This window comes from uncultured Aliivibrio sp. (assembly GCF_946479765.1).
Taxonomy (GTDB): Bacteria; Pseudomonadota; Gammaproteobacteria; order Enterobacterales; family Vibrionaceae; genus Aliivibrio.
Map to the genome: position 1 here is coordinate 1 of NZ_CAMLHO010000065.1, position 10790 is coordinate 10790.

The window sequence follows — 10790 nt, forward strand, 5'->3', positions numbered from 1 at the left end:
AGGGATTTGAACCCTAGAACCGCTATTAACGGTTGCCGGTTTTCAAGACCGGTGCATTCGACCACTCTGCCATCCCTCCACGGGACTCTATCTGAAACGTCTGCTTCATCAAGTGATGTCGCGCATTATAGAGAAAATGAGATCAGGCGCAAGTCTTTTTTGCAAAAAAATGTTTATTTGCTTAAAAGTAAATCTAATTGGTTGATTTTTATCACAAACGAGTGAATAAACGTCAGCAATCAAACAGTTATTGATGAAATGCAGTTACGTCCTTTACCTTTTGCTTTATATAATTCTTTATCTGCGGTTTGTAATAAGGAATATTCTGAGTATTCTTTCTTACTATCAACTAAAGCAACACCTACACTAATGCTTACTTTCTTATGAGATGAATACTCATGGATAATATCTAAATCATAAATACACTGACGAAGTAACTCTGCCGTCTGCTTTAACTGCTCAATATCAGTATCAAACTGAATAAGGGTAAACTCTTCTCCCCCATATCTATACACCCGGTCAGTTTGTCTTTGGAGTGACTTCATTAACGCTTTCGATACACGAACCAAGACCTCATCACCTGCCGAATGCCCATAGTTATCATTAAATTGTTTGAAATGGTCAATATCAAACATAATAAGTCCAACGTGTAACCCTAACCGTTTACCTTCTGCCCATTTAGTTTCTAAATCAGAATCGAACATACGTCGATTTAGTAGGTTAGTTAATCCATCTAAAGAGGCGTGCTGCTCAAGTAAATCAGATTTTAGTTTTAACCTTAACTGGTTACGTACCCGTTTTTGCAAAATAACCGCATTAAAGGGCTTAGTAATAAAATCAACCGCACCAAGATCTAACGCTCGAATTTCATCTTCTGTTGAGTGATTAACCGTAATAACAATAATAGGGATATCTTTTGTCTTATCGTTATTTTTTAATCTTTCAATAACCTCAAAGCCACCCATCATTGGCATATGAATATCTAATAAAACCAAATCTATATTCTCACGATGAATCACATCAAGCGCTTCCACCCCATTTTTGGTTAGAATGGAGGTTAATGGCTTCAATAGATGCTGTAAGATCTGACGACTCACTGGTTCATCTTCAACAATTAGTATTTTTTGTTCTATGAGCATATATTTCCTATTGTATTACCTACATCCATATAGGTATTTCTTCTATCGACCTTTATAGATTAACTGAAGTTTCGCTATTTTTTCTTGAAGGACTTCACGTCTAAAGGGTTTAGATGAGCATTTCTATCCATTAAAATTCATCATAGAAAAGAAAATCAAAAAAAAAGTTGGGTATTTATGTTGATAACAAAAACTACTATCCTATAGTAATAATATTTATAGAATTAATAGGTTAGTAGTTGTGATTAATATAGATATGCTAGAAGAAATGTTTGGCGGAGATAAAGAGATAACTCAACAATTATTTGAACTTTATCTTGCTGAGAATACCATAATAGACGACACCATATTAGAACAATATGAAACCAATAACTTATCTGCATTATTTCATACCGCTCATACTCTTTCAGGCGCACTAGGGAACTTGTGTGAGATGGACATCTTATTTGCAATTAAAGAAATTGAAGCTGCAGCAAAAACGGAAAATAAGCCGGATAAAAATACCGTTAATGCGGTTATTGACGGATTAAAAAAAATTAAAGAGCAAATGGAAAACCATCTATCTAGTTAGAATAATTCTAAATAAACGTGGCTAACGACGAATTGTCGAATCATCTATTGAATGGCATTAATAACTACACAGCTATTGCTGATAGTTTTGTTCTTTCCATTCTCTTTAATGACCAATGAACAATGTCAGTAAACGCTTGCGGTTTACTCATGTAATATCCTTGAATATAATCACAACCAAGTTCTCTAAGTTCATCAAATAAATACTCATCTTCAACACCTTCGGCAACCACATTACAACCTAAGCTATGTGCAAGATAAATGGTCGAAGCAACTATCGCATAATCACTGTTACCAATAGACATGTTACGTATAAAAGACTGATCAATTTTTATTTGATTAAATGAAAGGACTCTAAGAAGTGATAATGAAGAGTAACCCGTACCAAAATCATCAATACTGATATAAAAACCAAGTTCAGATAATTTTGAGAGCATGAGGTAGGCAGAATCAACATCTGTCATTAACGCACTCTCTGTCACTTCCAAAATCACATCTGATGGGTACAATTTCTGACTACACACTAGACTGAATAATTGATCGTAAAGGTCGTCATCATGAAGATCTAATGTAGATACATTGATATGAACTTGCGGATGTAAATTTTCTCTTTTAAAGCCAGCAATATCATTAGTTACCTGATTTACCACCCAACGGGTTATCCCTTTAATATAATTATTATCTTCTGCAATTTTAATAAATTTATCCGGCGGGATCATGGTCCCGTCACCTTGCGGCCAACGTATTAGGGCTTCATATCCATGAAGGGTTTTATCAATACTATTTACTATAGGTTGGTAATATAATTCAAATTCATTATGAGGAATGGCATAGATTAATTTATTGAGGATAGCAATTTCTTCATGAAGAGACTTAGTATAAGTACTACGATAAAAATCGATGATCAAGCCTAATTTCTTTGCTTTATAGCAAGCAATATCAACCTGTTTAATTACTTCCTCTTCACTGTCTAAGTTAGGTGTACATATAACACAGCCCATGACTGGCTGGAGAAGGTAGTTCTGGTCTCGCATTAATATTGGTTCTATCAATACATCGTGTATTGTACTAGCAATATCGGTTATCTCTTCTTTATCCGTAGAATAACTAATAATGATAATTCCATTGTTATCATAGAAAAATTCTAAATGTTTATTTTTTAGGCTTTTTTTTAACATAAGTAAAGCATGTGATACCACTTTACTAAACAATTTACTTGTCGATATATCCATTAGTTTTTTATGGTTACTGAACTTAACTTTAACGATGCTAAATGGCACTCCTAATTTTATTTTATTTGATACTACCTTTACATAAGTAACATTTTGGTTTCTACCAATTAATAATTCATTATTACTATGAATGTTTTTCATCAACAAAGAACGTTTCTGTAAACGACTAATTATCCATAATGCCATCATTAATGTTTGAGTCGCCATAGTTGATATAATCAAAGTAATAGTATCAGAATCATCAATAAATCCATGACTTAAAAGATGGCTTTCTGTATATAAAAAAACAACAGCATACGTAATAAACACTATAAAAAAATATATTTTCATTCGTATCGAATTATAAACACTTATACCATTTATAAGATAGGCAGAATAAATCAATGCTAGAACGTTAAACACGGTTAAAATCTTAAATATTATATTTATATCCATATAAATCACCTCAAATTTAAGACTTTACTCTATCCTAATACCGCGTCTAACGTTAATTTATTAGTTGCAAATATAGTATTTAGCTTAATCAGTGTTTCTGATTGTATTTGTCTCACACGTTCTTTTGACAAATCAAGATCGTAACCCAAGGCTTCTAATGTTTGAATTTCACTTCCAAACAGACCATAACGATTGATAATTATCTGCTTCTCTCTCCCTTGTAAAGAATTGATCCAATATGATAAATTCTCTTCTAAGTTAGCTTTAGATAAGCATTCATCTGGGTCTTTTTCGTGGTCATTGATGCATAGATCAACCAATATTGATGATTTATCCTCAATTAATGCAGAGCGAAAGGTCAAAGCGGAAGGAACTAACCCCATAATTTTATTCACTTTAACTTCATCTTTTTCACAATATAGGGAAATTTCACTGATCGAAGGTTCTTTTTTAAGTGATTTAGTTAATTCGCGCGCAGCTCTTAAATATACATTAAGTTCTTTCGTGATATGTACAGGGAGTCGTACTGTTCTTGAATGGTTAAACAAAGCGCTCTCTATTGATTCTTTTATCCACCACACCGCATAAGTTGAAAATCGATAACCTAATTCGGGATCAAACTTATCAATCGCTTTCATTAACCCTAAATTCCCTTCTTCAATGATATCTAACGGTGCTAATTCAGTTTGATTCCTATTTCTATATTTATTGGCAATTTTAACAACAAGCCTTAAATTTGATTCTATCAATACATCTCTTGATTTCATGCAACCCGTTTTATAAGAACGACTATAGCTAACCTCTTCTTTTGCCGTCAAAAGTTGATATCTATTAATTTCTTTCAAATACAATGAATATGCATCTAAACTTACATTGTCATTCTTCTCTTTATTTAAACTAGTCATAACATATCCTTTTAGCTAGCAAACTGAATTCAACTCATCCATCTGTATATTCAGAGGTATGAATGAATTATGGTTCAATTACGATTGGCACACAATACCGTAACAATTAAATTACGTGCTAAATGAAAGTTATGAGCTATTCATCACGATTATTTGCGATTCATTATCAAAAATAAGACGACAATATATTGACATGGAAAATAAACAATATTATCAATAATTACCGTAATGAATTAAATACTATGAAAATAACTATTAAAAAACATAAAGTTGATAATAAACACTCGACACCTAAGCTAGATATAAAGAAGACAATACAATTAGAGATAAAATCACATTAATCAGTGTGTATTTTTCACACAAAGAATTACCCTTTTATATTTAATATCCTATGCTCGTAATATAGGTCAATCTATGTGGCTTTTTCCAACAAGGATTGTTTTTATGTCATTAATGAATCGATTTTCAGTCAAATCCAGATTACTCACATTGGTTTTTCTTCCTTTACTTATCTTGTGTGGATTGTCAGCTAAAGAAATTCAAACACAATTGCATTACCTACAAACGATTAACTCACTTAATCAACAACTCGCTTTCAATAAAACGCTATCTAGCTACATTGCTGCAATGCATAACCTACGTTTAAATGCGCTCTATTCAAATAACAACGATGTTGAAAAATCATCATCAAAAATCACACTAAATTTATTGCTATCGCAAGTTAACAAAGAAGATAAACCTGAATTATATAATTCAATCAATACACTTATTGAGGTTAACTCAGAGATCAATGCTTTCTCTGCTAATGATATTGAAGAATGGTCTCTTTGGGTATCAGACGTATTAAATGAAGTCTACGTCTTAGAAAACGCCAATAGTTTACAAACCCCATCAGAAGTAATTAATCAAAAACAACATATTATTTTACGGCTTCAATGGTTAAATTACTGGGCAACTGAAGAAAACTGGTACATTAATCTTGATGTAAATACAGCAAACAAGCAGTATCACGATGAACTAAATTCACTCTTTTACCGTCAAGAGTTATACATTAATCAGTTTATATCAATGGATGCCGCGCCCTCAGATATTGATCTACTATTAACAACATTCACTAATGATAGTTTTGCGCTAAGTATGCAGTTTCGCCAAGACGTTATTAAAGATAAAGCCGCTGATTATTCAATTAAAAAAATGAATTCAGGAACCCAAGCGCTGCATCATCGCCTTCTGCTTATTCAATCAATGACCAACACATTAACCAGTGATCTTAAAATTGATATTAAAAACCAGTTACAAACAATCCATTACACCATTGTATTATCCATAGGTTTTTTACTGCTTTCATTACTGACCATTTCCTACTTGGGAATTTCATTATCAAAACGCATCATTTCTTATTTAAGCACCATTACAAACTCAATGGCCTTAATTGAAAGAAACCACGATTACAGTATTCAAATCAAAGTTGATGGAAAAGATGAGCTTGCTTTATTTTCTGAAAATCTCAATACCTTGATTTCAGAAAGAGCAATGAATGAAGAAAAAATCATTGCCGCAAAAGAAGAAGCAGAACAAGCGAACCTAGCAAAAAGTACCTTTTTAGCAAATATGTCTCATGAGATCAGAACCCCATTGAATGGTATTATTGGTATGTCTGGCATTCTTGCAGAAACAAAGCTCTCTCCTATTCAACACGATTACTTAAATACGGTAGACACGTCCTCTCAAACCTTATTAATCTTAATTAATGACATCTTAGATATCTCAAAAATTGAAGCGGGGAATTTGACTCTTCATCGACACAGTACCAACCTAAGAGAGCTCATTTTCGATACTGTGTCGATAGGGGTATCAAAAGCAACAGAAAAAAATCTAGACCTCAATATTCAGTTGCCTCCTAATCTCCCGTCTTATTTGATGTTGGATGATCACAGGATCAGACAAATATTAATGAACTTAACCTCTAATGCAATTAAGTTTACGCCACAAGGACATGTCACAATAACCGCTGAATTTGTCCCTAATTCTGATAATAAGGGGGTCCTCACGCTCTCCGTTTCTGATTCAGGTATAGGGATTGATAAAAAAGCGCAAGAAAGTATCTTTGAACCTTTCACTCAAGAAGACAGTTCGATTACTCGACAATACGGAGGCACAGGACTTGGTTTAGCCATTGCCCGACATCTTATTGAACTTATGGGGGGAGAACTGACACTCTCTTCTGAAAAAAATAAAGGCAGCTGTTTCTCTTTTTGCATTGAAACAGAATGGATTAATGATGAGATAACCACTCCTCGACAACTTATACATACTCCTATTATTCTTATGGGTAATCAATGCAGTTTTGAAGAAGACATAGTTAAAGAATTGCACTATCAAAAACTGTCCGCTTTCATCACTGTAGATTCTCTCGATGACATTATCCTGCTAGAAGATGAAAAGGTTCTTGTGCTCTATTGTATTGATGATGGTATGGACTTGAACTGTAAAAATGCCCTATCTCTACTTCGACGACAGCATAAAGAAGCATCAATCGTATTAATTCAGAAACACAAAAATAGAGCCACTAATTTTGAATCAATCATAGATGGTTTAATTACCTTCCCATTGCTGGGATATCGCTTTACCAAAACGCTAATGAACTCGTTGGCTTTCCATTCAAATCTTCCATCAACAATGCGAAACACTGCGATGGCAAATAACATCGAACGCGCAACGCACGTCAACAATTCAACCACTACTATAAAAGATAACAATACACCAAAAGAACATATTCTTATTGTGGAAGATAATTTAGTAAATCAAAAGGTTGCCTCTCTGTTTTTAAGTAAATCAGGCTACACTTTTGATATCGCTAATAATGGACAAGAAGCAATTGATAAATTTACAGAAAGCGACGCTTATCATCTAATTTTAATGGATTGTATGATGCCAATTAAAGATGGTTTTTCAGCCACTAAAGAAATTCGTCAAGTTGAGAAATCACAAAATAGGAATAAGATCCCTATTATAGCATTGACCGCGAGTGTACTTGATCAAGATATTTCAAAGTGCTACGAATCAGGGATGGATGATTATGTGGCAAAACCATTCAAGCAAGAAACCTTGTTAGAAAAAATCATAAAAGTAAAGTAGGGTTACCATAATGAATGCGTTAGAGAAAAAAACACTCACAAGCAAAGAGAATAAGCATTTCAACATATTAATTGTTGATGACTGCCAAGTGTCTTCTTTATATCTATCTAAGCTTCTTTTTCAATTAGGGTTTACTTCTGTTGATCACGTCACCTCTTATCAACAAGCGATAAAACTCTGTTCAAAACAACATTATTCTCTTCTCTTTATTGATTACCACTTAGAACAGATCCTGAACGGTTCAGAGCTTTATAATCTACTAAAAGAAAAAGGGTTTATTCAACCTTATACCCGAGTCATCACGATTTCAGGTGATAATACAATACAAACAGTTCTTAGTACGTTATCTAAAGGCAATGGTGACTACCTTTGTAAACCAATCAGTAAATCTGTTCTTAGCAACAAAATGAGTCACGCTTTCCAAGAATTCCAGATATTTAAAATGCTACACCATCTTAAAATAAACAAAGAAACCAGCAGAATTAAAGAGAAAGCCATTTCTCTAGCCAAACATAAAAACATTGATGAACTTGATCAGATCATATTTGATCTCTTCATACCTAATAATAAAGAAGAGCTCCTTCATCTTTGTCAACAACCAGAATTTTCAACGAGACGAAATTATATTCTCACCAAATTAAAGCTCGATCATGAACTTAATCTAAGCTCACCTGAAAATACCATTGTAGAGGCTGAACATTTCTGCCAAAAATACCCTTTATTTGCGGCTGGTTTTGATTTTCTAGTAGAAATACAGGATAAACAATACCGCTATGAAGATGCATTACTGTCTGCAAATAAGGCTTTAGACCTCACCCCAAGCGTTCCATCAAGGGCTTTAATCGTATTACGCCTTGCTCTTGGCTGTAACGACAAAATGCACTTTCTTAAAGCCTCTCATTTGCTTGCCAATCACCTTCCCGTTGCCGACCAAAATTGGTGTGCTTATGTGGCTGAATGCTTTAGCTATTACGATGATTATATTCAAAACTGCCAATCGGAAAGTGATAAAAAACAATTAATTCTTGAGCAGAAAAACTTTGTCCGTCGTTCAGAATATCGACTAACCAAAATACAGAAAAAACAGTTAAGCATTATTTTTAGTTTCAGTGAATGCAGACGATTAATTGAAAACGGAGATATCATTAAAGCCAAACGACAGGCATTAAAAATTATCCAACCATTTTTTGATAATTTACATCAACTTAACTCGGTGGTTCTTGTTGATCTACTCTATTTATTAACCTTTTTTTGTGAAATTTGGTTGCTTGAAAAAGTGAATTCAGTAATAAAAACAAAGCATTATTTTAATCAGTACTGTCTTGATAGTCTACAAATGTTAAAAAATGATAATCACCTAAAAGCCTCTATGGCACAATTGTCTCAAATACTCATACAAGCAAATCAATTACAACATTCTGATCCTAAAAAAGCACTTTCACTATACCAAGAAGTTCAACACAATTACCCTTACTCCTCAGAACTCTGCATCGGGTTATTAGAATGCTACTTAGCGTTAAGTTTAGATAACCCAAGTAAAGTAAGTATGATGGTGGCATTAATCCAAGATATGCCATTATCTATAAACTTAATCCAAAGAAGGGACATATTGCTCCATTCTTTACACTCCCACCTTGGATTTATTGAAGAAAAGAGTACCGATGTAATACAGCCCCATAAAATACTAAATAAAGATCCTGCCATGATCACTCCTCAGTTAAGTAAGTAAATAAATAACTAAGAAAAAGAACCCTTTTCTTGTGGATATATTCACGAAGAAAAGGGAGCTATTAACGGTGAGTAAACTATTCCCACACCAGTGTATTATTGTCTATTTCAAATTTTCGTTGCAGAGGCTCACTACCATCGTATGACCATATCTCAGCCACAATAGTCGATTGGCTTTGTGCTAAAGAAAACTCAATAAATAAATGTCCATTAACTACCGCACTATCAATCACTTTGCTGTCATAATTGACTATAAACGATCCATTTTGACCTTCTTTATATTCTGAATAAATAGACAAGTGCGTTCTCGGTGCTAATGTCCCACTAAGATTAATCGTTAATGATTGAGCAGTAACGGGATTAAATGAAAAACCATCCGGTGCAACTAAATCTTGAGTTTTAATCGGTTCAGGTTGATCAATCACCGCTGGTGAAGCATTTCCTCCGCCAGAATCCCCTGAACTTGAGCCACCAGAGCCAGATTCTCCGCCACAAGCCATTAAGAACAACGACGCCATAGTTACAATAATTACCTTTTTCATAATAACGTCCTCTCTTAATAATATTTATTGGTTGTTGCGCTATTAATGTCATACCAATCAGTATGTGTCGTACCACCAGAAAGCGTGTAATCTGCAAAATCAGGGTACGCTGTAGTCAAATCAACATACTCTCTTGGCCATTGCCATTCATCGTAAATAAGCAACGCCCACGGCATATTATTTACTGTTTTAAAATATCGAGACGTACTTGGGTCGCTGGTATCTTGAGCAAGTTGATAAAATTCCGTATTAAACTGCTCTGTTGGTGCTTGATCTGCTAGATGTATCTCGTAAGTTCGTCCAGGAGCTTGAGCAAAAACAGGACCGTGGTAATAACCAGGGGTTGCAAATAAGAATGGGTCATATGGCATTGCTGGCATATTTTCGGTTGTGACTGGTGTCGTTAAACTAAATTGAAGTTCAAACTCTAACCCGATGTCTTCTCGACAACCATTTTTAGTTCGGAAGTAGTAACACTCATAGCTCGATACATCAATGGCATCATTAATTAAGATGAAACTTGCTTCACTCATACCCGCTTCTTGTGAAGAACCACTTTGAAGTACGGAGTTGTAATATAAACGTGTTTTAGTTGCGTCAATATCACCAGCAATAATACTTTCCAACCTAACAGCAAAGCCACTATGATAACTTGCACCAACCGCTGCTAACTTACCACTGATGGTCACTTTCGCCACTTCGCCATTTTTTAATACTTCAGTAATGCGATATCTTAAAACTAAATCATTCATATCGTAATCAGCGGTTTCAGGCCAGTTATCTTCATAAGCCAACGTAACGTAACCCGTCGCTGATGGAAAATGACGTTGTGTTGTATTTGCATCCACAATGGTAACAACATGATCTTCGACTTCACCTGACGTCGAACCACCGTAATACGCTAATCCAGTTTGTTGACTAAAACGGAATCTCGACCAAGTCTCACCTACCGTTGCACCAAATGGCACCGTAATAATGATAGTATTACTGCCTGCTACTAACGCTCTATCGGTAATAATTTTCTCCGACTCATCAGCAAAGTCACCCAGGGTCAACGCATGTTATTTACGCAGAGATTCCTAATATTTCGGGATATAATTT

General features: G+C 34.4%; 8 protein-coding genes. 3 read left to right on the forward strand and 5 right to left on the reverse strand.

The features are described from left to right. Positions 1 to 239: 239 nt before the first annotated feature. Positions 240 to 1139 (reverse strand): diguanylate cyclase, encoded by a 900-nt coding sequence (locus Q1K78_RS15730; protein ID WP_300180991.1) that lies wholly within the window; start codon positions 1137 to 1139, stop codon positions 240 to 242. A gap of 241 nt (positions 1140 to 1380) precedes the next feature. Here Q1K78_RS15730 and Q1K78_RS15735 point away from each other — a divergent pair, with 241 nt between their 5' ends. Further along, a complete protein-coding gene (locus tag Q1K78_RS15735) occupies positions 1381 to 1710 on the forward strand; it encodes an Hpt domain-containing protein (protein ID WP_300180994.1) in 330 nt (109 codons plus the stop codon). A 64-nt stretch (positions 1711 to 1774) separates the two neighbouring features. Here the strand turns inward: Q1K78_RS15735 and Q1K78_RS15740 are convergent, their stop codons facing one another. Both Q1K78_RS15740 and Q1K78_RS15745 read right to left on the reverse strand, forming a co-directional pair. Continuing rightward, the gene (locus Q1K78_RS15740) at positions 1775 to 3376 is read right to left on the reverse strand and encodes a GGDEF domain-containing phosphodiesterase (RefSeq protein WP_300180996.1); all 1602 of its coding nucleotides are present in this window, start codon (positions 3374 to 3376) and stop codon (positions 1775 to 1777) included. A 29-nt stretch (positions 3377 to 3405) separates the two neighbouring features. Continuing rightward, positions 3406 to 4281, reverse strand: coding sequence for a sigma-70 family RNA polymerase sigma factor (locus Q1K78_RS15745; RefSeq protein ID WP_300180999.1), 876 nt, complete (start codon positions 4279 to 4281; stop codon positions 3406 to 3408). Between the two features lie 444 nt (positions 4282 to 4725). On the opposite strand from Q1K78_RS15745, the gene Q1K78_RS15750 reads away from it, so the two are divergent. Both Q1K78_RS15750 and Q1K78_RS15755 read left to right on the forward strand, forming a co-directional pair. Further along, positions 4726 to 7419: an ATP-binding protein gene (locus tag Q1K78_RS15750; protein ID WP_300181002.1), complete on the forward strand. Its 2694-nt coding sequence runs from the start codon at positions 4726 to 4728 to the stop codon at positions 7417 to 7419. A gap of 10 nt (positions 7420 to 7429) precedes the next feature. Beyond that, positions 7430 to 9148 carry a response regulator gene (locus Q1K78_RS15755; RefSeq protein WP_300181005.1) on the forward strand — a complete coding sequence of 573 codons (1719 nt, stop codon included), beginning with the start codon at positions 7430 to 7432 and terminating at the stop codon, positions 9146 to 9148. 76 nt (positions 9149 to 9224) lie between these two features. Here Q1K78_RS15755 and Q1K78_RS15760 read toward each other — a convergent pair whose 3' ends face one another. Then, complete coding sequence (locus tag Q1K78_RS15760; RefSeq protein WP_300181008.1) at positions 9225 to 9689, reverse strand: hypothetical protein; 465 nt, start codon at positions 9687 to 9689, stop codon at positions 9225 to 9227. Between the two features lie 14 nt (positions 9690 to 9703). Then, complete coding sequence (locus tag Q1K78_RS15765; RefSeq protein WP_300181011.1) at positions 9704 to 10744, reverse strand: LruC domain-containing protein; 1041 nt, start codon at positions 10742 to 10744, stop codon at positions 9704 to 9706. Between the last annotated feature and the right edge of the window lie 46 nt (positions 10745 to 10790).

Coding starts and splice junctions, on each gene's coding strand:
- Q1K78_RS15730 (WP_300180991.1), bottom strand. CDS start 1,139: ATGCTCATAGAACAAAAAATACTAATTGTTGAAGATGAACCAGTGAGT.
- Q1K78_RS15740 (WP_300180996.1), bottom strand. CDS start 3,376: ATGGATATAAATATAATATTTAAGATTTTAACCGTGTTTAACGTTCTA.
- Q1K78_RS15745 (WP_300180999.1), bottom strand. CDS start 4,281: ATGACTAGTTTAAATAAAGAGAAGAATGACAATGTAAGTTTAGATGCA.
- Q1K78_RS15750 (WP_300181002.1), top strand. CDS start 4,726: ATGTCATTAATGAATCGATTTTCAGTCAAATCCAGATTACTCACATTG.
- Q1K78_RS15755 (WP_300181005.1), top strand. CDS start 7,430: ATGAATGCGTTAGAGAAAAAAACACTCACAAGCAAAGAGAATAAGCAT.
- Q1K78_RS15760 (WP_300181008.1), bottom strand. CDS start 9,689: ATGAAAAAGGTAATTATTGTAACTATGGCGTCGTTGTTCTTAATGGCT.